This is a genomic window from Rhodococcus sp. C-2 (genome assembly GCF_027854095.1).
Lineage (GTDB): Bacteria > Actinomycetota > Actinomycetes > Mycobacteriales > Mycobacteriaceae > Rhodococcus_F > Rhodococcus_F qingshengii.
In genome coordinates this window covers 148,137-173,415 of record NZ_JAQGFI010000002.1, presented here as the reverse complement: position 1 = coordinate 173,415, position 25,279 = coordinate 148,137, and the positions used below count along the sequence as shown (strand labels likewise).

Sequence of the window (25,279 nt, the reverse complement as noted above, 5' to 3'; positions counted from 1 at the left end):
GCCCGAAGGACAGGAGTCTTGGACAAGATCCGACAGGGTCGCTTCGACCAAGCTTGACTGCGAAGTTGCAAGTCGGTGACAGGAGAGCGTCGGAGTGGACAAGAAATCAATGGTGGCAGACCTGGCGGCGTTGGTAACCGCCGAGTCGCCCAGTTCCGATCTCGGCGCAGTCGATGCATGTGCGGACGTGGTGGCCGAAATCGGCGAACGCCACCTCGGAAGCACCCCCGAACGTATCCGCATCGACGGGCGCCAGCACTTGCGTTGGTCGTTCGGCGCGGAGCCGAAGGTGATGCTCCTGGGCCATTTCGACACCGTCTGGCCGCTCGGAACGCTCGCGGAGTTGCCCTGGTCTGTCACCGACAACATCGCCACCGGACCCGGAGTCTTCGACATGAAGGCCGGCATCGTCCAGCTCTTCCACGCGCTCGCATCGCTTCCGTCGCTCGACGGGGTGGTCGTGCTCCTCAATTCCGACGAGGAAATCGGCTCCCCGACCTCGCGCGCACTGATCGAGGAGCAAGCACGTCAGGTCGACGCGGTGCTGGTCCTCGAAGCCGCAGCCGACGGCGCAGTGAAGACCGCGCGCAAGGGTATGTCGCTGTACTGCGTCGACATCGAGGGACGCGCTGCACACGCCGGACTGGAACCCGAACGAGGTGTGAACGCTGTAGTGGAGCTCGCACATCAGATTCAGGCCGTGGTGGAGCTCGCGGACCCGGCGGCGGGAACGTCGGTGGTTCCGTCCGTGATCAGTGGCGGCACGACCACCAATACTGTTGCAGCGCAAGCGCAACTGTGGTGTGACGTTCGCATGTGGTCGGCGACGGAACAGGAACGCATCGACCGTTCGATCCGTGCACTGACACCGGCGCTGGCCGAAAGTCGAATTTCGGTGTCCGGAGGCCCCAACCGTGGACCACTGGAATCAGTGTCTTCGGAGAAGCTGTACTTTCTCGCTCACCAGGTCAGCAGTGAGAGCGGCTTGGGGATGCTGCGCGACTGCGCCGTCGGCGGTGCATCGGACGGAAATTTCACTGCCGCAGTAGGAACTCCCACGTTGGACGGCCTCGGTGCCGTCGGCGGTGGCGCCCACGCAGCGACAGAACACGTAGAGATAGATCAGATGATCCCGCGCGCCACCTTGTTGGCCGGTCTGGTGACTCGAATCCTGGAGGGAGGACTGTGACTATGACGTCGCCGAACAATGTCCAACGCAAGACCGTTCAACCATTCGGAGGTGTATCGCCTTCACGGATGCGGCAAGCAATCAGCCAGGCCGAGCAGGCCGCCCTGCTTGCATGTGTGACTATCGAAACCGTCACCGGGCATGCCGAGTTGGAACAGGTATTCGGTCTGTTCGAGAAGGTATGGCAGCCGGAGAGCGGTAACCCTCCCGTCCATCGGGACATGATGAAAGCGCTCGCACACTCCGGTAACTACGTCGCCGGCGCGTTTCGTGGTGGAGATTTGATCGGCGGCTCGGTTGCATTCTTCGAGGAACCGCAACACCGTTCGTTGCATTCGCACATCACGGGGATCCTCCCGAACGTGCAGAACGGGCACATCGGCCTCGCGTTGAAACTGTTCCAGCGTGCGTGGGCACTGGAACGGGGAATTCTCCACGTGCGGTGGACTTTCGACCCGCTCGTCGCACGCAATGCCTACTTCAACGTCTCGAAACTCGGTGCGTTCCCGATCCAGTATCTGCCGCGTTTCTACGCGCCGATGAACGACAGCCTCAACGGCGGCGCAGACAGCGACCGGTTGTTGATCGACTGGGAAATCGGTAGTAGCAAGGTTGCCGACGTCGTCGCCGGTTCGGGAGAAGTCCCGACTCCCGAGTCCTTGGGGGCGAGCGAACTGCTGTCCGTCTCCGAAGCCGGCCTGCCCGTGTTGAAGTCGACCAAGAATCGATTCGTCACGGTGGCTACACCGAATGACGTGTACACACTGCGTAAGTCGGACCCGACGGCAGCGAACGACTGGCGCCTGGCAGTCCGCGAGACTCTCGGTGGTGTGCTCGCCGAGAACGGAGTGGTTCTCGCAGTTACCAGAACCGGAAAGTACGTGCTGGACCGTGCGCCGGGAACACAGGCAGGCAGGACAACAGCGGAGGTTACATCGTGAAGATCGAAGGAGTTGAATTACGCCGGGCGGCAATGCCGTTGAAAGCGCCGTTCCGTACCTCGTTCGGCACCGAGACCACCAAGGACGTGTTGTTCGTCAAGGTCGTCACCTCGGAGTCGGAGGGCTGGGGCGAGTGCGTGGCGATGTCCGAGCCTCGCTACTGCTCCGAATACACGGACGGCGCCGCCGAAGTCCTTCGTAAGTTCCTGATTCCGTCTCTGGGTGAACTCACCGATCCCGACGTGCACGCACTGAGCGCGACGATGGAACAGTTCGCCGGGCACCCCATGGCCAAAGCGGCATTGGAAACCGCATTTCTCGACGCCGAGTTACGGGCTGCCGGGACGAGCATGTCTTCGTACCTGGGTGCAGTAGTCGATCGCGTACCCGCGGGTGTCTCGGTGGGTATCAAGAATTCGATCGATGAGCTGCTAGAGGAGGTAGGCGGGTTCCTCGATGCCGGATACCTGCGCATCAAACTGAAGATCGAACCGGGCTGGGACATCGAGCCGGTTCGCGCAGTCCGCGAGAGGTTCGGCGACGACGTACTCCTCCAGGTCGACGCGAACACCGCGTACACCCTGGCTGACGCCCGCCATCTCCAGCGGCTCGACGACTTCGACCTCCTGCTGATCGAGCAGCCGCTTCCCGAAGAGGAACTGCGTGGCCACGCCAGGCTGGCCGAGATGATGCGGACGCCGGTCTGCCTCGACGAGTCGATCACCTCCGCGAAGGTCACCGCCGACGCGCTGGCAATCGGTGCGTGCAGCGTGGTGAACATCAAACCGGGACGTGTGGGCGGTTATCTGGAATCGCGTCGTATCCACGACGTCTGCAAGGCCAACGGAATTGCCGTGTGGTGCGGCGGAATGCTCGAGACCGGAATCGGCAGGGCCGCCAACGTCGCGCTTGCCGCGCTCCCCGGATTTGTCCTACCAGGCGATACATCGGCTTCCGACCGGTACTTCGCCGAAGACATCACCGAGCCGTTCGTACTCGACAACGGTTACGTGAAGGTTCCGGAAGGACCGGGCATCGGCGTCGAACCGATCCCCGACCTGCTCGAAGCAATTACCACGTCGGTCGAATGGATCGGCATGGATCGGCTTTGACGAATCACTATGACACACTTCGTTCACCGGACGAAGGAGTGATAGACGTGGGCACCGTACGACCTCGCATCAGTTTGGTGCGGCTTCTCGAAGACGTGGGAACTACGGTGCTGAATCCGGTTGTCGGCGACCCGGAGGCGGTCCAGGAGATCGCCTCGGTGGTCATTCACGACCCCGACGACGACTCACCCTCGACACCGGACTCCATGGTGCTGCTCGTCGGCGTCACCGGAGGCGAACGTATCGCGGAGTCCGTGGCCGGCCTGGCCGAGCGCGGAGTACGCGTGGTGGTCGCGCGAGTGACCACCGAGGTCAGCGATGCGGACCGCGAATCCGTCATCGCCTCGGGCGTCGTGCTGTTGGCCTTGGCGCGTGGAGTCTCGTGGGTTCAGCTGACAAGCCTGCTTCATTCGGTGCTCTCGGCCCGAAACGAAGTCGGGCACATCCACTCACGCGGAGGTGGCCCGGCCGGCGATCTGTTCGCCTTCGCCAACGCTGTCAGCGCACTTCTCGATGCGCCGATCACGATCGAGGACCGAAGCTCACGGGTCATCGCCTTCTCCGGCCGCCAGGAAGAAGGAGACGGTCCACGTATCGCGACCGTTCTGGAGCGGCAAGTTCCTGACCAGTACATTCGAGTGCTCGAAGAGGCCGGGGTCTTCGACCGGCTCTATCGCAGCGACGATCCGGTGTGGGTCTCGGCCGAGACCCTCGGTACCAAAATGGGTCGTATCGCCGTGTCCATCAGAGCCGGCGACGAGTTCCTCGGCTCCATGTGGGTGGCAACCGGTGAGCCGATGTCCGACGACCGGATGCGTGCTCTGCGCGATTCAGCCGGGTTGATCGCGCTGCAGATGTTGCGGTTGCGCGGCGGCGCCGACGCCGAGCGCCGACTGCGCGCAGACCTGATCGCAACCCTTCTCGACGGTGGGTCAGGTGCGGTCGACGCGATGAATCGCCTCGGCCTCGGGACCGGCCCCGCACTCGTGATGGCTTTGGGTCGTAGGTCTTTCGAAGGATCGTCGAAGCCGGACGATGCCGCCCACGTGGTGCGACTGACCGACGCTCTGGCCATGCACCTCGGCGCCGTCCACTCGCAGTCGGCGGCAGCCTTGGTCAACGGAACCGGCTACGCGGTGCTGTCTGTGCGAGGGCATTCCCCGGCCGAAGCCGAGTTGCAGGCGTTCCGTGTGGCCTCGGACTTCCTGGACCGCACCGGAGCGTCCGGCGACACGATCATCGGGATCGGCCGGGTCGTGACCAGACCGGCGCAGCTGAGCCGATCGAAGCGCGACGCCGAACATGCCCTCGAAGTGTTGTTGGCGGGACGAGCGTCGGGCAGCGTCGCCACCTTCAGCAGCGTCCACGTCGATGCCATCCTGTTGGAGATCGCGTCGGAAGCTGCAGCCGAAGGGTTCTCGGACCTCGGACCGATCGAGGCGATCGCCAGCCACGACGCCGCTCATGCGACCTCGTTCGTGGACACTCTCGATGCGTGGCTCAACGCGTTCGGTGATGTCGGTGACGCCGCGGCGTCATTGCACGTGCACCCCAACACCTTTCGGTATCGTCTCAGCAAGTTGAAGGGTATGGCCGCGTTGGATCTCGACGACCCCAACGTCCGCTTCCGGTTGATGGTGCATCTTCGTCTGCGCGGTCCACGCTAGCTCGAAAGCCGAAAAATGCGGGTCGCACTGATTTCTCAGCGCGACCCGCATTCTTTGTCAGTGGGTTCGGATCAGCTGTTGTTGCGAAGTGCTTCGACAGCGATGCGGCCGACGGTTCCGATGGAGGCGTCGATCTTCGGGGCGCGGTGGGTGAGCTCGTGGGACTTGGTGAAGACACCGACGGCGTAACGCTTGCCGTCCGGGTACGCCACGACGCCGGCTTCGTTTCGTACCAGTCCCAGCGTTCCGGTCTTGGCGGCGACAGTGACCTCGTCGGGGAAACCGGACGAAAGGCGGTGCGGCCAGACCTGCTTGCTCATGATGGTTCGGACCTCTTCACAAGCCGATGCGGGGCCGGCTTCATCCCTCCAGATTGCAGCCAGCAACATTGTGATCTCACGAGGAGTACTGGAATTGGAGCGGGCGGGATCCATGACGGAAATTGTCCGAAGAATTTCGATGGGGGGCATTTCCAGCAAGGTGCCCTTGTCGACGCCGAGGTCGTCGTAGACCGTCTTGAAGAGGCCTCGGCAGTCACGGACCAAGTTGGTCTTCTCCAAACCGAGCCCGCGCAGCGTTGCGACGATGTTGTCGAGTCCGAGACGCTCGTACAAGAAATCCGTGGCGGCGTTGTCGCTGAAGCTCATCATGAGCAGAGCGAGGTCTCGCCAGCTTGCAGTCACGTCGTCGGCGCAGCCGCCGATACCGATGCCGCCGGAGCGGAACTCGGCGGTCACCGTGGCGTGCTCGGTCGGATCAAGGGTGCCTGCCGCTACTTCACGGGCGTACTGAAGCACAACAGGAATCTTGAAAACGGAGGCGAGGATGACACCTTCGTCCGCGCCGTAGCCGAACTCTTCGCCGGAATCGATGTCGCGTGCGTGGACGTAGGCATCGGTCTTCGCTTCGGCGAGTACAGCAGCGATCTCCTGCTGTGCGCTCTCAACGTACGTGGCGGTTTCGGTCATTCGAGAAGCCCTTTCGTCGGTATCCATGTATCTGGGTTATTCGTGGATCTGACGATAGTGAGTCGACGACGGGGGGTCTTGTACGAATCGACGAAGGTTGGCGCACGGTTCGGTGCTGTTGCGCCGAATCATCCGGGCGTCGGGGTGTTCTCCGGATCAGGACGCATAAGTTTCGAGGCGACATCCGACCAGTTCGGCGACGGCGCTGCGTCGCTTGTCGGAGACCGCGCCTGCCAACAGGATGGTGAACAATTCGTCGATACGGTCGTTCAAATCGCTTCGTCTGGTGAGCACGTTCGAAACCAGTTGAACGCCGGTGAATGCCGAGATCACCACGCGACCCACCGATTCCGGCTCCACATCGTCGCGGATGTCGCCTTCGAGCTTCGCGGCCTCGGCCAGTTTTCGAAGCTCGCGGATCCACACGACGTACGGGCCTTGCGAACCGTCGGCAGAGGCCAACTCGAGGGTAAGTCGGATTCCCGCACGAACAATAGGTTCTGCGACGAGTTGGCGGCCCATCTCGTGGCACACCATGACGAGCTGTTCCAGTGCCGGTGCGCCTGTGGCTGCAACTGCGGTGAAGGCACTGATCGAGATCTGGTGCTGTTCTTCGATCACCGCCTGAGCCAGTTCGTCTTTGGACGAGAAGTGAAAATAGACCGCGCCCTTGGTCATCTGCGCCGCGGACACGATGTCATTCATGCTCGTGCTGCCGTACCCCGTGACTTCGAACCGATCAGCAGCACCTTGAAGAATCTGTCGGCGACTGATCTTGGCACGTTCCTGCATTGCTCCCTTGTCCTCCGACTGTTAACACGTGAACCAGTTTTAGGGCCCTAGCTCCCGGACCAGCGACCCACGGTAGCAGCGAATCTCGTGCTCGCGCGACAGCGCGAAACGGACTGTTCGGTGTGCAATCGCAGGTCACGGTCGGTAGGAGCGACAAATGCGACCGCCGCAACCTCCGTTGGAGGCTGCGGCGGGGAGTCCAGTTATCGGCCAGCGAAATTCGGTCGAAGGTATGCGATCAACGAGTCGAGACAGTTGCCTCGAAGCCGAGGTCGCGTAGCGCCGACTTGAGTTTGGACTGTGCCTCGTCGAGAGATTCGGGTGACGGCGAGGTGTCGGCGCCACTGATGTCGAAGTTCCCCATGTCGTATGCGGGGAAAACATGAACGTGAAGATGCGGAACTTCCAGACCTGCGATGAGGAGACCCGACCGAGGCGCGTCGAACGCCTTACGCACGGCTTGGCCGAGGTTGCGGGCAACAGCGGTGACCTTGGCAAAGAGTTCAGGATCCACGTCCTGCCACTGATCGACCTCGGCTCGCGGAACCACAAGCACGTGGCCCTGCGTTACCGGCGCGATGGTCAAGAACGCGACGACGTCCTCGTCCTCCCACACGAAACGTCCTGGTAGATCCCCGTTGATGATGGCACTGAAGACTGAAGGCATATCCCGAGATTAGCCCGCGTCCGGTTGCCAGGAAACTCCCAGGCTGGACGCAGGTTCGTCGGAGCCGGCCCGACAAATCTAGGACGCATGACGACAGAAGCCATGCAGACCGCGGGCAGCACGGACGCAGAGGAGGTCTCCGCGACGACTGTAGTGCTGGACGTGGTCGTCCCGGTATACAACGAAGAGGCAGGCCTCGAGACGTGCGTGCGGCGCCTGCGCCGGCATTTACGCACGCAGGTGCCATTCTCTGCACGAATTACCATCGCGGACAACGCCAGTGTCGACGGCACGTTGGCACTCGCCCGTTCCCTCGCCGAAGAATTCGACGACGTCCGGGTCGTCCACCTGGATGCGAAGGGTCGTGGTCGAGCACTGCGGCAGGTATGGAGCGACTCCGATGCCGACGTGGTCGCGTACATGGACGTCGACCTCTCGACCGACCTCAACGCCCTGATGCCGTTGATTGCTCCGTTGCTCTCCGGACACTCGGACATCGCCATCGGTTCCCGGCTGGCACGATCGTCCCGCGTGGTGCGCGGCCCCAAGCGTGAGTTCATCTCACGTAGCTACAACCTCATCCTCCGAAGCGCACTGCATGCTCGCTTCTCCGACGCCCAGTGCGGATTCAAAGCCATGCGCGTCGATGTTGCACGGCAACTACTTCCGCTGGTGGAGGACACCGGGTGGTTCTTCGATACCGAATTGCTGGTGCTGGCCGAGCGAGCGGGCATGCGGATTCACGAGGTCCCTGTCGACTGGGTGGACGACCCGGACAGTCGGGTGGACATCATCGCCACGGCAGTTGCCGACCTCAAAGGTGTGGTCCGTGTCGGGCGAGCACTGTCTACCGGTTCCCTTCCATTGGCCGAGCTCAGGGCAAGTTTCGGACGTGAACCGTTGGTTCCCGGAGTTCCACCAGGAATGGTCGGGCAGCTCTCACGCTTTGCCGTGGTGGGAGTCATTTCGACGCTCGCGTACGCGCTGCTCTACCTCGCTCTGCACTCGATCATGGGTGCGCAGTGGGCCAACGCCGTCGCATTGCTGGTGACCGCGGTATTCAACACCGCCGCCAACCGGGCCTTCACCTTCGGGATCCGAGGGTCGGAAGGATCCGCTCGTCACCAGATGCAGGGCCTGCTCGTGTTCGGGTTCGGTCTACTGCTCACCAGCGGATCGTTGTTCGTGCTCGACGTCATGGCGCCCGATGCTTCCAAGCACGTGGAGCTTGCCGTACTCGTCATCGCCAATCTTGTTGCCACAGTCAGTCGATTCATCGCACTGCGCTGGGTGTTTCGCACCGCACAATCCGTAGGAGCCAATCGATGACCGCCACTGCAGAGACACTCGCCGCGCCGCTGCCAGCGCCGGAACCGCAACGTCAGGTGCGCTGGGAACCGTGGGCGCTGGGAGTGTTGTTGGTGGGCACCGGAGTCGCCTACATCTGGGGCCTGGGCGCGTCCGGATGGGCCAACTCGTTCTATGCCGCTGCGGTACAGGCAGGTTCGGTGTCGTGGAAGGCTTTCTTCTTCGGCTCCTCGGACGCTGCAAACTCGATCACCGTCGACAAGCCGCCCATGTCCCTGTGGTTGATGTCGCTGTCGGTTCGCATCTTCGGACTCAATTCCTGGGCGATGTTGGTGCCGCAGGCACTCCTCGGGGTCGGATCGGTTGCACTGTTGTGGGGAACGGTTCGACGGTATTTCGGTGCGGCCGCCGGCCTCCTCGCGGGCCTGGTACTTGCGCTCACACCCGTAGCGGCGCTGATGTTCCGGTTCAACAACCCGGATGCTCTGCTGGTGCTCCTGATGATCGCAGCAGTGTGGGCGATGATGCGCGCCGTGCAGGACGGCCGCACCCGCTGGCTCGTGTTGGTCGGTATCTTCTGCGGATTCGGTTTCCTGACAAAGCAATTACAGGTCATGTTGGTGGTTCCACCGCTGGCGCTCACCTATCTGATCGCCGGACCGCCGAAACTGGGTAAGCGCGTACTCCAACTGTTCGCGGCACTGGGCGGACTGATCGTCTCCGCCGGATGGTGGTTGGCAATCGTCGAACTGTGGCCGGCCGACTCGCGTCCGTGGATCGGTGGTTCACAGAACAATTCGATTCTCGAACTGACGCTCGGCTACAACGGGCTCGGGCGCTTGAGCGGCAACGAGACCGGAAGCGTCGGCGGCGGCGGAATGCGCGGTGCTGGTGATGCTGCGGCCGGCGCTGCTGCGGGCGGTTTCCCCGGCATGGGCGAGGCCGCAGGTGGTATGGCCGGGGGAGGTATGGCACCAGGTGGTCGGGCCGGCGGTGGTATGTGGGGGAGTACCGGCATTACCCGACTGTTCGAATCGGCCCAGGGCGGACAGATCGCCTGGTTGATTCCTGCTGCACTGATACTTCTGGTGGCTGGAATCGTGCTGCGAGGCAAGGCACCCCGCGCTGACACACAGCGTGCGTCATTCATCGTCTGGGGGCTCTGGCTGTTGGTGACCGGACTGACCTTCAGTTTCATGGCGGGAATCTTCCACGCCTACTACACCGTTGCGCTGGCGCCGGCGATCGCCGCGCTGATCGGTTCAGGATCGGTAGTGGCGTGGCGTCATCGTGACGTCCTCTGGGTTCGCATCATTCTGGCGGTGTCCTTGGCCGCAACCGTCGCGATGGCGTGGGTACTGCTCGGACGCTCGCCTACGTTCGTACCGTGGCTTCGCTGGACCATTCTGGTGGTCGGCATCGTCAGTGCCGTGGCAGTGCTGATTCCGGCAGTGACGCGAGGTCGATTGGCTGTAGCAGTGATTCTCGCAGCGATCTTCACCGGTCTGGCAGGTCCGACTGCATACGCGATCGACACGATCAACACTCCGCATACCGGTTCCATAGTTTCGGCCGGACCGAGCGTCGAAGGTGGAATGGGCGGGCCCGGCGGTGGCCGCGGAGGCTTCGGTGGATTCGGTGGATTCGGTGGCACGGCTGATGGCGGTAACCGTCGGACTGACGGGGCTGGGACCGGAATGCCGGGCACGCCCCCTGTAGGAATGGGTCAGATGCCCGGTGGTGCAACAGTTCCGGGCGGTACCACGCCGACCACCGACGGGACGCGAGGCGCAATGGGAGGCGGTGCCGGTGGTCTACTGCAGGGCAGCACGCCGGGAGCCGCTGTTGTGTCCACTCTCGAAGAGAACTCCGACCAGTTCACGTGGGTAGCCGCGGCAATCGGGTCCAACAGCGCATCGGGTTATCAGCTTGCGACGCAGTCACCGGTCATGGCTATCGGAGGGTTCAACGGGAGCGATCCGTCGCCGACGCTCGCGCAGTTCCAGCAGTACGTGGCAGAGGGCAAGATTCACTTCTTCATCGCCGGCGGTGGGATGGGTGGCGGTATGAACGCCGAAGGCACCGCTACCGCTATCTCGACGTGGGTGACCGAAAACTTCACCGCCACAACGGTGGACGGAGTAACCCTCTACGACTTGACGGTTGCAGGCTGACCATAATGAACGCACGCCAGGTCCGAATCGGAGGTGCTTCCTCCGATGCGGACCTGGCGTGAAGTTGTATGCCTGAGGTTCGTCCTCAGGTTTTGAAGGTGGTGTTCGCCGGCCGCGGTTGCTGGCCGGGGTCGATCGAGGGTGGTGGGATGAACCAGGGTTTGTTGTCGGCGCCGATGCGGATTTTCCATTTCCCGACGAACCCGGATTTGCGGTGCATCAGCCGGTGGTGCGAACGGCACAGCAGGACCAGGTTGTTCATCACCGTCGGGCCGCCGTTCGCCCAGTGCCGGATATGGTGCGCATCAGTCCACGCCGGTACACATGTGCAGCCCGGGAACGCACAGCCCCTGTCTCGGGCAATCAACGCCACTCGCTGTTCGGCGGTGACCAACCTCTTCCCTGGTTGCGCATCCAACGGTGCGCCGTGACCGTCGAGCAGCACGGTGGACAGGAAACAATCACAGCCGAGGAGTCTGGTCTGCGACACGGACAGCGGTCCCAGCCAGGGCATGTGCCCGACATCAAGATCAGACACAGCCACTCCACCACCATCAGTTGGTGTGGCGGCGCAGTCCCGATGCTCAGCGAGATCACGCGCGTAGATGTGCACGTTCACGTGCGGGCGTTGGCCACCATCGGTACCGGTTTTCGCGCAGTCCAGATAGCGGCGGATCAGTTCGGTGAACCCGTCCGCGGTGCGTTTCGCCGCCGACCGGGCATCCGGCGTCCCATCTGGTGCTGGGGTCGGCATCGTCAGATTCGACAACGCCGAGAGCAGCATTTCCCCGGTGAGGGCGTCGAAATCGCCGCGCACCACCACTCGACCGTTCAATGTCGACGCGATCCGCAACTCGTTGAGATCGACATCCTCGGCGGGCGGAATCTCATTGGATTCGAAAATTCGCTCCAAGGTCGCGATCACGTTCCGCACTTTCGTCGTCGTCGCTTCCACCCCCGACGCGGCAGCCAACAACAAATCGATGCACTTCGGTAGCGCCTCCTCCGGCATGCCTTTCGGTGGTGATTCACAGAACGCCACGATCAACACGGCATGATCGAACGAACAGTCCCCGCAATCGAACCGAGCCGCCACCGCCGGAAACGGCCGCAAAGCCGCACCCAACGCGGCGATCTTCTTCCCGTCCCGAACCTGCAACATCGTGTTCGCCGCCAACCACGCACCCACCCCGCGGCTGGCAATCACCTGATCATCCGGGCGCAACGACAACTCGTCCACCACCGCAACACGAACGGCTTCCAGGCGCAGAATCTCCGCACTCGCTTCGACAGCAGCAGCGCGCAACTCGGCAGCAGTCAACTGCCACAGGCGTCCGCGTAACCCCACCGCAGAACCCGACACCACATCCGACAACAAGACACTCATTGAATCCCCCGATCCCCTGCCCAAATCATACTCGAACACGTGTTCGAGTCAAGAGTTGATTTCGCAGGGGCTAAGCGCTGATACTGTCGAGGTCGTGGACCACGTCGCAGCAGGCGTCGAGTAATTCGCGATCATGGCTGATGAGTAATACGCCGACGCCGGTTTCGGAGGCGCGACTCTCGATCAATCGAATGAGCGCGGCCGTCGTGGCGGCGTCGAGCATCGCAGTCGCCTCGTCGCAGATGAGGTATTTCGGTTGTTGCGCCAGCGATCTCGCCAGGCAGGCGCGCTGTAGTTGGCCGTCGCTCACCTGGTGGGGTCTACGGGACAAGAGATCGGGAGTGAGGCCCACTTCTGCTGCCAGTGCGACCACATCGATTGACCTACTGGCAATATCGCTGGGTTGACCGATGATCGAGGCGAGCGTCTGCCGAGGGTCGGTTGATGCGCGAGGTGACTGAAACAGCATGGACACCGTCCCGCGTAGTGCCGCGGGTACCGAGAATTTGGTACCCACAACGGGTGATCCGTCGATCCGCACCTCGCCTGACCACGGTGCGTCCAACGTGGCGAGAATCCTTGCAAGTGTTGTTTTTCCGGTGCCCGAAGTCCCGCTCAGGCCGATCAGCCTTCTCGGCGGAATTTCGAGCGAGACGTTCTCGAGCACCGGTCGGTCCCGGTGGTAACCGCTGGTAATTCCCAGAGCTTGCAGACTCATGTCAGCCCACCTTCCGCAGCGTTCGGTACGTGCGGTCACCCAATATGACGAGTTCGGTCGGGCCACCGGATTGTTTCGACTCCGGGCGTCGTAGGTGATAGACGCACTCCTCGGGGAGATCGGTGAGTTGCGGTGGCGATCCCGGCATGGGAGTCAAACCTCTGGAAGGTAAGGCGCCGAGAAGGTCTCGGGTGTAATCGTGAAGCGGATCTTTGAACACCAGCGCGGCCGGACCGGTCTCCATGATGCGTGATGCGTACATGACGGCAAGTCGATCAGCGACACCGCTGCGGGTGAGGGATGCCAGGTCATGGGTGATGAGCAGGACCGCCGCTCCGGCGTCCGCGCACTCTCGAAGTAATCCCATGACGTGGTCGGTGAGTTCGCGGTCGAGGTTGGCGGTGGGTTCGTCTGCGACGATCACCGACGGATTCCCGGCCAGCGCACCGGCAATGGCAACGCGTTGCGCCATGCCGCCCGACAGTTCGTGCGGGTAGCAGTCCAGGGCCGACGGTTCGAGTCCGACGCGAAGTGCCAAGGCATCGCAAGTGTGATCGCTGCCGAGTGCGTCGATCGTCTCCTGTAGCTGCGATCGCGCAGTGCGGACGGGGGTGAGATGTGTTGCGGCGGATTGTGGAACGAGAGCCACGTGCCGCCCACGGAACGCGGTGCCGGAGAAGACGTCGATCTCGAGGTCCGGTGTTCCGACGGTGACCGTTCCGGTTCGAGAAGCATTCGGCGGCAACATGTTCATGACCGAGGTGGCGATGATCGACTTGCCACACCCCGATTCCCCGACAAGTGCGGTCACCGTGCCGGCTGGAACGTCGAGGTCGATGTCGCTCGCAGCGTGAACTACCGATCCTTCGAGTAGAGGGATCCTGACGGTGAGAGATTCGATGCGCAGGCCGTGGTTCACAGTCGCAACTCCGAAGGTCGAGGTGGTGTGAGCATCGACCGCAGGGCCGAACCGGCGACGGCAACTGCGACGGTGGCGATCACGAGAACTGCGGCGGGGAATGCCAGCGTCCACCAACCGCCGAGGAGTAGAGAACTGCGTGCCTCTTCGAGAAGCGTCCCGAGACTGGGCTTGTGCGGGGGAAGGCCGAATCCCAGGAAGGACAATGTCGATTCGTGCCAGACGGCGTGGGGCAGCAGGAGAACGACTGCGATCAAAGCCTGCGGCGCCGTCGCCGGCACGAGGTGGCGCATGATCACGTGACGTCGACTGGCTCCCGCGAGAATGGCGGCGTCGATGTAGGGACGCTCGCGCAGACTCAAGATCTCGGAGCGGATGATCCGGGCCACTTGGGTCCAGTGGGTCAGTGCGATCGAAAGCACGATGGCGGCAATGCTTCCACGGAACATCGCGACGATGACGATGCCGAGCAACAGGTGGGGGAGTGCGTTGACGGCATCGGTGCCGCGCATGACGAACCTGTCCACCCAGCCGCCGACCAGTCCGGCCGTAGTGCCGACGGCGACGCCGATCACCGTGGCGAGCAGCGCGCAGGCGAGTGCGATCAGAAGTGAGGTTCTGATGCCTGCAGCTATGCGCACGAATAGATCTCGGCCCGCCGAGTCAGTTCCGAAGGGGTGATCGAACGACGGAGCCAGGCGAGCCGCCGAGAAGTCTGTGACTCGGTCGTCGACGTCGGCCAACCATGGGACCAACGCCGCGTACAGCGCAACGAGGATCAGCACGCCGAGGGCGATCTTGAAGCGTCGTTCAGCCATCGGTACTCACTCTCGGGTCGAGTACTGCAACGAGGACGTCGGCAAGCAGTGAGCCGAGCATGACCGTCAATGTCGTACCGACGGTGAGGAACGCGAGCAGTGCCATGTCGAGGTCACGGGCTGACGAGACGATGGCGCCGGCGATCCCTGGCCAACTGAAGACCTCTTCCACCAGCACTGCCCCGACTATCAGCTCGGGCAGTCGCACGCCGACGATGTTCACGAAAGGCGCCAGTGAGGTCGGCAGTATGTGGCGTTTCGTGATGGTCGGCGCCGGGATTCCGCGTGCTACGGCGCCCGCGACAAATCCCTCACTTTTCGAACCCACGACGGATTCTCGGACCGCGAGTAGGAGCCACGGCATCTGCGAGATGGAAAGGACCGTCACCGGTAGGACCAAGTGCCGGATCACCTGTCCCGGTGTAGGATCGGCACCCCCGTCGGTCAACCCGGCGACCGGGAGCCAGCCGAGAGTCAACGCGAAGAGCGCGATGGCACCCAGCGACAAGACAAACGGCGGAAGTCCTTGGACCACGACGCTCAGCCCGGACACGGTCTTGTCCAAGAATCCTCCACTGCGGATTCCGGCGAGAACACCGAGTGTCAGCGAGGCGAGAATCGCGATGAGGAGTGAGATACCGACCAGCAGCAGGGTCCATGGCAGACGCTCGGAGATAACTTGGGAAACAGGCTGATTGAACGATCTGGAGATCCCGAGATCACCGGTGAACACGCCCTGGAGCCAATTCCAGTACGTGCTGTACCAGGGGTTGTCGAAACCCATCTGATCGGCGATCAACGCTTTGTCCGCGTCGCTGGTCGTCATGTATCGCGTGCCCAGGTAGCCGACAAGTGGATCGAACGGTGAGATCGCGGCGGCGGCAAAGAGTCCCGCGGACACCACGGCGATCACCGGCACGATGAACAACGCCCGCCGACCGACCATCGTGAGGATGGCCTTTCGGCGGGAGTTGCCACGGTGGTCGAGCGATTGCCGCGCGTCTACCCGAACGTCGACCGCTGTCATTGCCCTCTGGCCCACGTCTGCAGTGACCACCACGGGCCCCAGGTCACACCGTGTGAGTGTGGCTCGAGTACCGGTCCGGACATCTGCCAGTCGGAATCCTTCGAAACGTACGTATGGTCGAGGAATACGAGGATGACAAATCCGGGATCCTCGACGTACGCCTGCTGCACGTCGCGATACGCGGCGTCACGCGTTGCCTGATCCAGGCTGCGGCGTCCTACTTCCAGGCCTGCGTCGACTGCTGGATTGGAGTAGTCGCTGGCGTTGTCGTAGATGCTGCCGACCCCGGGCGCTATGTACTTCGAGTTCAGCGCGTCGTACGCCTGCGTGTCTGGATCGAAAGGTTCGTCTCCACCACCGAGAAGCGTCGAATCCTGGTTGATTCGAGGGTCTATGCGGTCCCAGGAGAGCGCTTCGAGATCCACCTCGATGCCGACAGCGAGAGCATCGGAGGCAAATGCCTGAGCGAGATCACGTCGAACGGTGTCGACGGAGTTGTACATGATCGTGAACTGCGCCCGCTGACCGTTTTTCGAACGGATTCCGTCGGAACCTTCGATCCAGCCCGCTTCGGTGAGAATTCGCTCGGCCTCGGCCGGGTCGTAGGCGAAGGTTGCGTTCGGGTTGTACGAATCGCCGTAGACCTCGGGGATCGGGGTGGCGGCGACGCGGCCGTGTCCGCCCAGGACGTTGTCGATCATCGACTGGCGATCGGCGGCGAGGTTGAGCGCCATCCGTACGGCTTTGTCGCCTGCCACGGGATTGTTCGTCGGAAGTGAGAGACCGCGCCAGTCCGCTGACTGATGGGCAGTCACCGACATGTTGTCTTTGCCCGAGAACGTATTGGCAAGCAGTGGAGGGAGATTGGTTCCGTCGATCTCGCCGGATACCATACGTTGGGCGCGGGTGTTGTCGTCCGGAACGTAGAGGAGAGTGAGCTTCTTGATCTCCGGTGCACCGTCCCAGTAGTTCTCGTTCGCCTCGAAGACCGCTCGATCCGGTGAGAGATCGACGAGTGTGTACGGACCCGTACCGACAGGCGCGGTGTTCAACGGCGATTCGGCGGCCAGTCCGGGTGTCGCGAGGGATTCCGACGGGACGATGCCGATCAGCATCTTCGTCAGCAGGGGCGCATACGAGTAGGCGAGACGAAACTCGACTGTGCTGTCGTCGACGGCCACGACGTCGCTGATCATGTCGTACGACGAACGCGCTTCGGAGGCGGAAGCGGGATCGAGGATCGCCTTGTACGTGGCAACCACGTCGGCGGCGTCGAAGGTCGACCCGTCGGAGAAGGTGACGCCGTCACGTAGCTTGACCGTCCAGACTGTCGCGTCGGCATTGGCAGTGGGCATCTCCGCGGCCAGAGACGGCTCGAATCCCGGCATGCCGGTCCCTCCGGTGAGCCGGACGAGGCCGTCGTACATCTTGGCCTCACCGGCAGCGCCGAAGCCTGCGACCGGGTTGTAGCCGCCCAGCTCGTAGCCGTCGGCCAAGACCAGGCCGTCGTTGTTGCCCGAGGAGTCGGTGCCAGTCGGGCTACTGCACGACGTGATCAGAAGTGCGCCGATTGCGGCGGTTGCGGTGAGCGTCAGAACGCCTGGTTTGTGGAGTTTCACGGGTGTCCTTTCCTTGGTGGACAGGTGTCCGAAAACATCTGTTCACCTATTCAGGTATTCATATGATCTCATCTCGAAACGGATATTTCGCACAAAGGCCGAACGCTGGGACCTTGGCCCCGCCAGTGGCACTCCGAGAGCCCTGTTATCGCAGGCCGTAGTCTGTTCACCGTGCGCGTACTAGTAATCGGCTCCGGAGCCCGTGAACATGCCCTCCTTCTCTCTCTTGCTCGCGATCCAGGTGTCACGGCCCTGATCTGCGCGCCTGGCAATGCCGGGATCGCAAAAATCGCCGAGCAGCACCCCATCGACGTCGCTTCGGGTGACGCGGTTACCGCGCTGGCCCAGAAGGTCGAAGCCGACCTCGTCGTCATCGGACCCGAGGTTCCGCTGGTCCTCGGTGTCGCAGACGCGGTGCGCGCAGCAGGTATCGCCTGCTTCGGGCCTTCGGCCGACGCCGCCCGCATCGAGGGATCGAAGGCTTTCGCCAAGGACGTGATGGCTGTCGCCGGCGTCAAGACCGCTCACAGCGAGATCGTCGACAATCCGGCCAAGCTCGACGAAGCACTCGACCGCTTCGGTCCCAACTGGGTGGTCAAGGACGACGGACTGGCCGCGGGTAAGGGCGTAGTCGTCACGACGGATCGTCTCGCCGCGCGCGATCATGCCGCAGAACTGCTCGAGACCGGACACCCGGTTCTCCTCGAGTCCTTCCTCGACGGTCCGGAAGTTTCGCTCTTCTGCCTCGTCGACGGCGAAACTGTGATCCCGCTGCTCCCGGCTCAGGACCACAAGCGAGTAGGCGACGGAGACTCCGGACCCAACACCGGCGGCATGGGCGCGTACACCCCATTGCCGTGGCTGCCCGACGAGATGGTCACGCAGATCGTCGACGACGTCGTCAAGCCTGTCGCTGCCGAGTTGGTCGCGCGCGGTAGCAGTTTCTCCGGCCTTCTCTACGCCGGTCTGGCGATCGGTGTCGACGGCCCGGCCGTCGTCGAATTCAACTGCCGGTTCGGTGACCCCGAAACTCAGGCCGTGCTTGCTCTCCTCGAAACGCCGCTGGGCGGTCTACTCAATGCGGCCTCGACCGGAACACTCGATTCGGTCGGTCCGTTGCAGTGGCGCGACGGTTCCGCTGTCACGGTCGTGATTGCCGCGGAGAACTACCCGTCAACCCCACGCACCGGCGACGTGATCACCGGAGCCGACGCCGACGGAGTCCTGCACGCCGGTACCAAGAAGCGTGAAGACGGTGCCGTCGTCTCGGCCGGCGGGCGTGTGCTGAGTGTTGTCGGAGTGGGCAAGGATCTGACCGAAGCTCGCGACGACGCCTACGCAAAGATCGCCGACGTCAAGCTTCCCGGCGGTCATTTCCGCAAGGACATCGGACTCGGCGCCGTCGAAGGTCGCATCTCAATTCCCTGACTCGTTCTTTCGGAGGGCCGGTGAACTTTCTGTTCATCGGCCCTTTTCATGGAAAATCAACGGTTCCTCGAAGTTACCCACGAGTATGGACTTCTCGTTCGGTTTCTCCCGGTATATCTCAGCGCGGGGGTCACGGAAAGAGAAGGGCACACTTGAGCATTCGCGCTGGATCCAACGAACGGCACGCACGTACCAATTCCACGCTCTCGCGTAGAAACTTCTTGGCAGCAACAGGATTAGCTGTGGGGGCCGCCGCACTCTCGTCCTCGTGGACCACGGCGGCCGCTGCGCCCAGACGAGCATTGAACGACGGAGACCGTGTCCCCGCGCTCGTGATCGGCAGTGGATACGGCGGTGCCGTTGCGGCACTTCGCCTGACACAGGCCGGTATCGACACGCACATGGTCGAGATGGGGAAGTCGTGGACCACACCAGGGTCCGACGGCAAGATCTTCTGCCCGATGCTCTCGCCCGACGGTCGGTCCTTCTGGCTCAGAGACCGTACAGTTCAACCGGTTTCACACTTCTCCGGCGGCTCGGTGGACAAGAACATCAGCCGCTACGTCGGTGTTCTCGACGCCGAGGACTTCGGCGGGATCAAGGTCTACCAGGGCCGAGGGGTCGGCGGTGGGTCGCTGGTCAACGGCGGTATGGCCGTCACACCCAAGCGTAACTATTTCGAAGAGATCCTGCCCGGTGTCGATTCCAACGAGATGTACTCGACGTATTTCCCGCGCGCGAACGCTGCGCTCGGAGTCAACAACATCGACCCGGCCTGGTTCGAATCGACCGAGTACTACAAGTTCGCGCGGACGGGGCGAAAGACCGCTGAGAGATCCGGTTACACAACAACGTTCGTGCCGAATGTCTACGACTTCAACTACATGAAGCAGGAAGCTGCCGGCCAGGTCACCAAGTCTGCTCTGGTCAGTGAGGTCATCTACGGCAACAATGCCGGAAAGAAATCTCTGGACAAGACGTACCTCGCTGCGGCATCCGCCACCGGCAAGCTCACCATTTCAGCTCTGCACGTCGTGACCTCGGTTGCCCCGGCCGCGACCGGCGGTGGCTATCAAGTGGTGATGAACCAGATCAACGAGCAGGGCAATACCGTCGGCACCAAGACAGTGACGGCGGACAAGGTCTTCTTCGCGGCCGGCAGTATCGGGACCAGCAAGCTCCTGGTCGCGATGAAAGCGCAAGGGCAGCTGGCGAATTTGCCGGGTGCAGTTGGACAGGAATGGGGTCACAACGGCAACGTGATGGTGGGCCGCGCCAATCACATGTGGGACGCCACCGGTGCGAAGCAGTCGGCGATCCCCGTGATGGGTATCGACAACTGGGCCGACACATCCGCTCCCGTCTTTGCGGAAATCGCACCCTTCCCGGCCGGTACCGAACTGTGGGTCAGCCTGTACTTGGCGATTGCCAAGAATCCGCAACGTGCTCAGTTCCAATTCAACTCGGCAACAGGCAAGGTCGGATTGAACTGGCAGCGCTCGCAGAACCAGCCGTCGATCGACATGGCGAAGAAGCTCTTCGACAAGATCAACAAGAAGGAAGGCACGATCTACCGGACCGACCTCTTCGGCCCGACGCAGACGTGGGGCGATCAGTTGACGTACCACCCCCTCGGGGGTTGTGTGCTCGGCAAGGCGACCGACGGCTACGGTCGTCTGCCGGAGTACCCGGGTCTGTACGTCATGGACGGATCCCTCGTACCGGGCAATGTGGGAGTCAATCCGTTCGTCACCATCACCGCTCTGGCCGAACGGAATATCGAGAACATCATTGCGAACGACATGAACTAGGGCGGTAACTCGTCAGCAGGTGCGGTGCGGTGCGGCAGGTGCTGCACCGCACCGCTTCTGTGTGTCCCGGAGTGTCACCGCGGTGCGTGATCTCGCAATGATCGATTGACCCGGTCGAGGATGTCGATGGCAGCGGACAATGTGTCGAGGTCGCCCTCGTCGAGGGCCGCCAATTCTTCGGCGAGAACGCCGATGCGTAGTTCGGATCGACGGTCTCGTCGCGCGCTTCGCTCGTCCTTCACGAAAAGTGTGCTCACTCGGCCGTCCGTGGGATCGGGTCGCCGCTCGATCAGGTCTTTGTCGGAGAGGATGCGCACCAGCGTGCTGACGGTGTTCGGGCGTCTGGAGAGGCGATCGGCCACGGCCCCGATGCGAGTGCCCGGATGGTGTGCGACATCGTGAAGTACTTCGGATTGTGCCTCTGGCAGAGTCGCGTCGGTACCCGACGTATCCATGTATTCCCGCAGCGCTCGACGCAATTCGAACGCCGCAGCGATGAGTGATCTCGACGCTTCTTCCGCGGTGGGCACGCGATCGGAGTAGCGATCGACCTCGTGTGATCCACGCCCTGGAACTGTATCTGACACAGATATAGTTTACAGTTCTTCAAAGGGTAGGGTCACCTAACCATGACGGAAGATGAAGCTGTCATGCTTCACGACGTACGGGACACGATCATGAATTTTCGAAGGAAGTCACGCAGTGTAATGCTGATCGGGGCACTGACATTGGTGGCAGCTCTCAGTGGCTGCTCGAGCGAGGACGCGTCGCCCACAGATGCCGAGATCAGTGCGTCGGCTCCGGCGGACTCTGCGTTTGTCGCTCCGCGAGAAGTCCCGGTTGGAATGGGGAGCGGAAAGTCGGACGGCGAGTTTCCTCGTACCGTCTCACACTTCAAAGGGGACACCACGATCGAATCGCAGCCCGAAAAGGTTGTTGTCATCTCGACCGGGCAAGCAGATGCTCTCCTGTCGCTCGGTGTCGTGCCCGCAGGTTCGACGCGTGGTGACGGTGCGGACCTGGTGCCTCCGTACTTGTTGTCTGCGTACCCCGAATTCCGTACTCAGCTAAGTGATGTCGTTGACGCAGGTGGACGCTTCACACCGAATTTCGAAGCGATCGTCACGCTCGATCCTGACCTGATCTTGATGAATGTTGCAGGAAAGGACGCTGATTCGCTGTACGACCAGCTTTCCGCCATCGCACCCACGGTGGCAACACAGGGAACCGGCGTCTACTGGAAGCAGGACTTCCTGCTGGTTGCCGACGGGGTAGGTAAGACGCAGCAGGCGACGGCACTGCTGGATACCTTCAATACCGATGCCGCGGCCCTCGGTGCTTCCCTCTCGTCGCCGCCGACGGTGTCGTTCACGCGCCAGAACGGAAATCGTCTGCGCATCTTCGGTATTCCTTCGTTCACCGGCAGTATCGCCGAGGATGCCGGCTTGACCCGTCCGCAGTCGCAGCAGTTCGACGACACTTCCCGAGACATCAGTGAAGAAGAGTTGAACGTGGCGGACGCCGACTGGATCTTCTACGGCGTGCAGGGCGGGGACCCGGCGACATTGACGAACGCGCCGTTGTGGGCGCAGTTACGTGGTGTGGTCGCCAACCACGCCGTCGCTGTTGACGACGACGTCTTCTACCTCAATACCGGGCCGACTGCGGCTCGTGAAGTGCTGAAGGTTCTGCAGAGCGCATTGCAGCAGTAGTCGATTCAGCTTGGTTGTGAGTGCCGACGAATCGGAAGAGGGCTCCACCCACCGTGACGGCAAGCGTCGCGAGAATGGCTCCGGCGATGACGTCGGTGAGCCAGTGCGCACCCAAGTAGAGGCGAGTCAGCGCGACGACGACGGTGACCGTCACGGCGAGGAGCATCAGAAGGCGTTTGACGGCCGCTGTTCGGTCGACGCTCACAACGAGAACGGCAATGCCGAACAGCGCTGCTGTGCCCGTCACGTGACCGGAGGGGAACGAGTGGCCGGTCTCGAGAAGAACCTGGATGTTGGTCGGCGGACGTTCGCGACCGACGAGCGCTTTGATTACCGTGCTGGCGACCGCCGCCCCGCCAACGGTTCCGATCACGATCAAGCCCGGAACGACCGAACGCGCTCGCCATGAGATGAGCACTCCGCAGGTGATCCCGAGCAGCGCGGTGGCGACCGGGCTACCGAGATCTGTGACGGCGACCGCGATCTGGTTCAGGGCGCCGCTCCGATGATCGACCATCCAGTCGGTCACCGGCCCGTCGAAGCTCGTCAACCACCCGCTTCCATACACCTGGATCGACAGCGTCACCAGTGCAAGCACGAGTCCGCACGTGCGAAGGGCTGTAGACCGAACGCTGGAAGCTCGGTAGATCGAACCGAACGCGAACAGAGCTGCGGCCACCACGATTGCGGCAACCGCGATCTCTGCGGTGGTGCTCTCGGTCAGGACTTCGGTGACCACGTTTCGCACGGTCGACACAGTTGCAGGCATGAATGCAGTGTGACGATCCGAAGCTGAAGAAACGCTGAACGGAACTCGGCCCTGGGTCTACCGTCTGCTCTACTGGGTGCATCCGAACAACTGCGTGGCGACGAAACGGGGCCGGTGGTGCGAGTACTGGTGGTCGAAGACGAAGTGCGCCTGGCCGAGACGATCCGGCGGGGATTGGTGGCCGAGGGATTCGTGACCGCGGTCGAACTCAACGGTGACGACGGATTCGCGACTGCGTGCAGTGACGAATTCGACGTGATCGTTCTCGACATCATGTTGCCGGGCAAACACGGGTACGACATCGTGCGGGATCTACGCGCCCGGGAGATCTGGACGCCGATCCTCATGCTCTCGGCAAAGGACGGCGAATACGACCTGGCCGATGCATTCGATCTCGGCGCCGACGACTACCTGGTCAAGCCATTCTCGTTTGTCGTGCTTCTCGCTCGGCTGCGCGCACTGGTGCGTCGCGGCGCTCCACAACGTCCGGCGATACTCTCCGTTGGAGACCTGTCCCTCGACCCGGCCAAACATCAGGTGAGCAGAGCGGGAATCGAGTTGACCCTGACGCCACGCGAGTACAGCGTTCTCGAATTCTTGATGCGCAACAATGGTGTGGTGGTCACGAAGACCGAGATCGTTCGCTCTGTCTGGGACACCAACTACGAAGGTGACGAGAACATCGTCGAGGTGTATATCGGTTACCTTCGTAAGAAGCTCGACCTCCCGTTCGGAACTCAGAGCATCGAAACGGTCCGAGGCGTCGGGTACCGCTTTGTCGGCACTGCCTGATCTTCAGTCGTTCGGTACCGGAATCGTCACCTCGAATCGACTTCCACCGCCCGCCCTCTCGCTGACGGAAATGGTTCCGTGGTGCGCCGCAACTATTTCCGACGCGATGGCGAGTCCGAGTCCGGACCCGCCTCCCTGCCTCGACCGCGGCTGGTCCAGGCGGACGAAGCGTCCGAAGATTCGTTCGCGTTCTGCTGCAGGGATTCCGGGCCCGTCGTCCTCGATCACGATGTGGGCTTCGTTTCCGGCTTCGGAGCACTCGAGATACACGAGGGTCTCCGCATGCCGCACTGCATTGTCCACGAGGTTTCGCACCATCCGCGTCAATGCTCTCGGGTCTCCGGAGACCCGAACCGGAGCCACGGCAGCGGCGACCGTAACTTCGGAGATACCGTCGATCCTTTTCTGCTCGGCGAACAAGATGTCATCGAGGTCGACGTCGACGACGATGCCGAACTTTTCGAGTTCGCTTTCGTCAGAGCGTGCGAGAATCAACAGGTCTTCGATCAACTGCCGCATTCGGCGCGCCTCGGGAAGTAGTGCGTCTTCGATCAACGCGTCGTCGAGGAGATCCGGGCGTCGGTGTGCCAGTTCGAGGGCCGTCGTGATCGTGGACAGCGGACTGCGTAACTCGTGTGAGGCATCGCTGACAAATCGTTGCTGGGCCAGCGCACCTTCGTCGAGGCGCGCCAGCATGTCGTTCATTGTTGTTGCCAGTCGGGCTATCTCGTCGTTCCCTGACGGTACAGGCACTCGTTCACCTTGACGCCCACTAGAAATCGACGCTACCCGAGCGCGGATGCGTTCGACGGGAGCGAGGGCCGAACCGACGAGGCGGTAGGTGGCAAACGCTGCCAGCCCCAGGACCAGGGGTCCGACGATGGCCAGCAGAACGGCAACGGTCGTCACCACGGTTTCAACCGGTTCGCGGTCGGCGCCGACGAAGACGGTGACTGGTCCGGTCGGCGTCTGAGCGCCTCGCCCGATCAGCCAGTAGTCCTCGTCGTCGGACTTCTTGACCCTTCCGAGAGCGTCCGACTCGTCAGGGCCGAGAAAACGTCCGGACAGGAGGTCGCTGTCGGTTCCAGGTGATTGGGCGACTATTCGGTGATCGGCGTCGACGATCTGCACGATTCCGATCTGACTGTCTGTGGACAGAAGCGAAGGGTCGAGATCGGCCGGGTTCTTTCCGTTGAGCTGCTGGACCAATTGCGTGGCGCGAGCGTCGGAGCTGTTCAGCGCGGACAGATGCAGGGAGTTTGCCAGCACGAAAACCAGTGCAAGCCCGGCGATCACCAGGCAGAAGGCGATCACGAGTGTCGAAGCCACGGTCGAACGGGCACGCACGCTCCACCGGGAGGGGTGCAGAATCGACTCGCCGATGAAGTTCATGGCGTCCAGTCTGTACCTTCTCGGCTGTGCATTTACGAAGACGGGTGACGCGGTCCCGTAATCGGACCG

22 protein-coding genes are annotated in these 25,279 nt (G+C 62.3%); 10 read left to right on the top strand and 12 right to left on the bottom strand.

Features of this window, described 5'->3' with window-relative positions:
- Window positions 1–94 precede the first annotated feature (94 nt).
- The 4 genes from PCS43_RS04630 (at window position 95) to PCS43_RS04615 (ending at window position 4,909) form a co-directional block, all read left to right on the top strand.
- On the top strand, window positions 95–1,189 hold the full coding sequence (locus tag PCS43_RS04630; protein ID WP_054188093.1) for a M20 family metallopeptidase: 1,095 nt from the start codon (window positions 95–97) through the stop codon (window positions 1,187–1,189).
- Between the two features lie 68 nt (window positions 1,190–1,257).
- Window positions 1,258–2,130 carry a GNAT family N-acetyltransferase gene (locus PCS43_RS04625; RefSeq protein ID WP_070161505.1) on the top strand — a complete coding sequence of 291 codons (873 nt, stop codon included), beginning with the start codon at window positions 1,258–1,260 and terminating at the stop codon, window positions 2,128–2,130.
- On the top strand, window positions 2,127–3,242 hold the full coding sequence (menC, locus tag PCS43_RS04620) for an o-succinylbenzoate synthase (RefSeq protein WP_054188095.1): 1,116 nt from the start codon (window positions 2,127–2,129) through the stop codon (window positions 3,240–3,242). Before PCS43_RS04625 ends, menC begins: the two co-directional genes overlap by 4 nt.
- Before the next feature lie 47 nt (window positions 3,243–3,289).
- Entirely contained in the window at window positions 3,290–4,909 is a 1,620-nt protein-coding gene (locus PCS43_RS04615) for a PucR family transcriptional regulator (protein WP_003945928.1), read from the top strand.
- A gap of 71 nt (window positions 4,910–4,980) precedes the next feature.
- Here the strand turns inward: PCS43_RS04615 and PCS43_RS04610 are convergent, their stop codons facing one another.
- The 3 genes from PCS43_RS04610 to PCS43_RS04600 all read right to left on the bottom strand — a co-directional run bounded on the left by PCS43_RS04610 (window position 4,981) and on the right by PCS43_RS04600 (window position 7,336).
- The gene (locus tag PCS43_RS04610; RefSeq protein ID WP_007734380.1) at window positions 4,981–5,877 is read right to left on the bottom strand and encodes a serine hydrolase; all 897 of its coding nucleotides are present in this window, start codon (window positions 5,875–5,877) and stop codon (window positions 4,981–4,983) included.
- A gap of 156 nt (window positions 5,878–6,033) precedes the next feature.
- Window positions 6,034–6,669, bottom strand: coding sequence for a ScbR family autoregulator-binding transcription factor (locus PCS43_RS04605; RefSeq protein WP_054781562.1), 636 nt, complete (start codon window positions 6,667–6,669; stop codon window positions 6,034–6,036).
- Between the two features lie 238 nt (window positions 6,670–6,907).
- A complete protein-coding gene (locus PCS43_RS04600; protein ID WP_054188098.1) occupies window positions 6,908–7,336 on the bottom strand; it encodes an HIT family protein in 429 nt (142 codons plus the stop codon).
- A gap of 87 nt (window positions 7,337–7,423) precedes the next feature.
- Here PCS43_RS04600 and PCS43_RS04595 point away from each other — a divergent pair, with 87 nt between their 5' ends.
- Both PCS43_RS04595 and PCS43_RS04590 read left to right on the top strand, forming a co-directional pair.
- Window positions 7,424–8,665, top strand: coding sequence for a glycosyltransferase (locus PCS43_RS04595; RefSeq protein WP_209911434.1), 1,242 nt, complete (start codon window positions 7,424–7,426; stop codon window positions 8,663–8,665).
- Window positions 8,662–10,818, top strand: coding sequence for an ArnT family glycosyltransferase (locus tag PCS43_RS04590; protein ID WP_209911437.1), 2,157 nt, complete (start codon window positions 8,662–8,664; stop codon window positions 10,816–10,818). Before PCS43_RS04595 ends, PCS43_RS04590 begins: the two co-directional genes overlap by 4 nt.
- Window positions 10,819–10,903: 85 nt before the next feature.
- Here the strand turns inward: PCS43_RS04590 and PCS43_RS04585 are convergent, their stop codons facing one another.
- The 6 genes from PCS43_RS04585 to PCS43_RS04560 all read right to left on the bottom strand — a co-directional run bounded on the left by PCS43_RS04585 (window position 10,904) and on the right by PCS43_RS04560 (window position 17,306).
- Entirely contained in the window at window positions 10,904–12,205 is a 1,302-nt protein-coding gene (locus tag PCS43_RS04585; protein WP_209911441.1) for an HNH endonuclease signature motif containing protein, read from the bottom strand.
- Window positions 12,206–12,275: 70 nt separating this feature from the next.
- On the bottom strand, window positions 12,276–12,923 hold the full coding sequence (locus PCS43_RS04580; protein WP_116057197.1) for an ABC transporter ATP-binding protein: 648 nt from the start codon (window positions 12,921–12,923) through the stop codon (window positions 12,276–12,278).
- 1 nt (window position 12,924) lies between these two features.
- Window positions 12,925–13,842, bottom strand: a complete 918-nt coding sequence (locus tag PCS43_RS04575) for an oligopeptide/dipeptide ABC transporter ATP-binding protein (protein WP_209911444.1) — start codon at window positions 13,840–13,842, stop codon at window positions 12,925–12,927.
- Window positions 13,839–14,660 carry an ABC transporter permease gene (locus PCS43_RS04570; RefSeq protein ID WP_020906350.1) on the bottom strand — a complete coding sequence of 274 codons (822 nt, stop codon included), beginning with the start codon at window positions 14,658–14,660 and terminating at the stop codon, window positions 13,839–13,841. Before PCS43_RS04570 ends, PCS43_RS04575 begins: the two co-directional genes overlap by 4 nt.
- Window positions 14,653–15,687, bottom strand: coding sequence for an ABC transporter permease (locus tag PCS43_RS04565; protein ID WP_083059453.1), 1,035 nt, complete (start codon window positions 15,685–15,687; stop codon window positions 14,653–14,655). Before PCS43_RS04565 ends, PCS43_RS04570 begins: the two co-directional genes overlap by 8 nt.
- The gene (locus PCS43_RS04560; RefSeq protein WP_209911449.1) at window positions 15,684–17,306 is read right to left on the bottom strand and encodes an ABC transporter substrate-binding protein; all 1,623 of its coding nucleotides are present in this window, start codon (window positions 17,304–17,306) and stop codon (window positions 15,684–15,686) included. The genes PCS43_RS04565 and PCS43_RS04560 overlap by 4 nt, the downstream gene beginning before the upstream one ends.
- Before the next feature lie 171 nt (window positions 17,307–17,477).
- Here PCS43_RS04560 and purD point away from each other — a divergent pair, with 171 nt between their 5' ends.
- Together purD and PCS43_RS04550 are read left to right on the top strand one after the other, a co-directional pair.
- On the top strand, window positions 17,478–18,734 hold the full coding sequence (gene purD / locus PCS43_RS04555; protein ID WP_007734401.1) for a phosphoribosylamine--glycine ligase: 1,257 nt from the start codon (window positions 17,478–17,480) through the stop codon (window positions 18,732–18,734).
- A 242-nt stretch (window positions 18,735–18,976) separates the two neighbouring features.
- Complete coding sequence (locus tag PCS43_RS04550) at window positions 18,977–20,545, top strand: GMC oxidoreductase (RefSeq protein ID WP_007734403.1); 1,569 nt, start codon at window positions 18,977–18,979, stop codon at window positions 20,543–20,545.
- A 74-nt stretch (window positions 20,546–20,619) separates the two neighbouring features.
- Here the strand turns inward: PCS43_RS04550 and PCS43_RS04545 are convergent, their stop codons facing one another.
- On the bottom strand, window positions 20,620–21,132 hold the full coding sequence (locus tag PCS43_RS04545) for a MarR family winged helix-turn-helix transcriptional regulator (RefSeq protein ID WP_270922998.1): 513 nt from the start codon (window positions 21,130–21,132) through the stop codon (window positions 20,620–20,622).
- 120 nt (window positions 21,133–21,252) lie between these two features.
- Here PCS43_RS04545 and PCS43_RS04540 point away from each other — a divergent pair, with 120 nt between their 5' ends.
- On the top strand, window positions 21,253–22,257 hold the full coding sequence (locus PCS43_RS04540) for an ABC transporter substrate-binding protein (protein WP_047269575.1): 1,005 nt from the start codon (window positions 21,253–21,255) through the stop codon (window positions 22,255–22,257).
- Here the strand turns inward: PCS43_RS04540 and PCS43_RS04535 are convergent.
- Entirely contained in the window at window positions 22,193–23,026 is an 834-nt protein-coding gene (locus PCS43_RS04535; protein ID WP_228401911.1) for a phosphatase PAP2 family protein, read from the bottom strand. The genes PCS43_RS04540 and PCS43_RS04535 overlap by 65 nt on opposite strands.
- A 117-nt stretch (window positions 23,027–23,143) precedes the next feature.
- Between PCS43_RS04535 and PCS43_RS04530 the strand changes: the two genes are divergently transcribed.
- A complete protein-coding gene (locus PCS43_RS04530; RefSeq protein ID WP_037132434.1) occupies window positions 23,144–23,818 on the top strand; it encodes a response regulator transcription factor in 675 nt (224 codons plus the stop codon).
- 3 nt (window positions 23,819–23,821) lie between these two features.
- On the opposite strand, the gene PCS43_RS04525 is transcribed toward PCS43_RS04530, so the two are convergent.
- Window positions 23,822–25,210 carry a sensor histidine kinase gene (locus tag PCS43_RS04525; RefSeq protein WP_007734411.1) on the bottom strand — a complete coding sequence of 463 codons (1,389 nt, stop codon included), beginning with the start codon at window positions 25,208–25,210 and terminating at the stop codon, window positions 23,822–23,824.
- Window positions 25,211–25,279: the final 69 nt, after the last annotated feature.

Bases quoted from the DNA above. Each gene is read 5' to 3' on its own strand.
- PCS43_RS04625 (WP_070161505.1), top strand. From the start codon at position 1,258: ATGCGGCAAGCAATCAGCCAGGCCGAGCAGGCCGCCCTGCTTGCATGT.
- PCS43_RS04610 (WP_007734380.1), bottom strand. From the start codon at position 5,877: ATGACCGAAACCGCCACGTACGTTGAGAGCGCACAGCAGGAGATCGCT.
- PCS43_RS04605 (WP_054781562.1), bottom strand. From the start codon at position 6,669: ATGCAGGAACGTGCCAAGATCAGTCGCCGACAGATTCTTCAAGGTGCT.
- PCS43_RS04600 (WP_054188098.1), bottom strand. From the start codon at position 7,336: ATGCCTTCAGTCTTCAGTGCCATCATCAACGGGGATCTACCAGGACGT.
- PCS43_RS04595 (WP_209911434.1), top strand. From the start codon at position 7,424: ATGACGACAGAAGCCATGCAGACCGCGGGCAGCACGGACGCAGAGGAG.
- PCS43_RS04590 (WP_209911437.1), top strand. From the start codon at position 8,662: ATGACCGCCACTGCAGAGACACTCGCCGCGCCGCTGCCAGCGCCGGAA.
- PCS43_RS04585 (WP_209911441.1), bottom strand. From the start codon at position 12,205: ATGAGTGTCTTGTTGTCGGATGTGGTGTCGGGTTCTGCGGTGGGGTTA.
- PCS43_RS04580 (WP_116057197.1), bottom strand. From the start codon at position 12,923: ATGAGTCTGCAAGCTCTGGGAATTACCAGCGGTTACCACCGGGACCGA.
- PCS43_RS04570 (WP_020906350.1), bottom strand. From the start codon at position 14,660: ATGGCTGAACGACGCTTCAAGATCGCCCTCGGCGTGCTGATCCTCGTT.
- PCS43_RS04565 (WP_083059453.1), bottom strand. From the start codon at position 15,687: ATGACAGCGGTCGACGTTCGGGTAGACGCGCGGCAATCGCTCGACCAC.
- PCS43_RS04540 (WP_047269575.1), top strand. From the start codon at position 21,253: ATGCTGATCGGGGCACTGACATTGGTGGCAGCTCTCAGTGGCTGCTCG.
- PCS43_RS04535 (WP_228401911.1), bottom strand. From the start codon at position 23,026: ATGCCTGCAACTGTGTCGACCGTGCGAAACGTGGTCACCGAAGTCCTG.
- PCS43_RS04525 (WP_007734411.1), bottom strand. From the start codon at position 25,210: ATGAACTTCATCGGCGAGTCGATTCTGCACCCCTCCCGGTGGAGCGTG.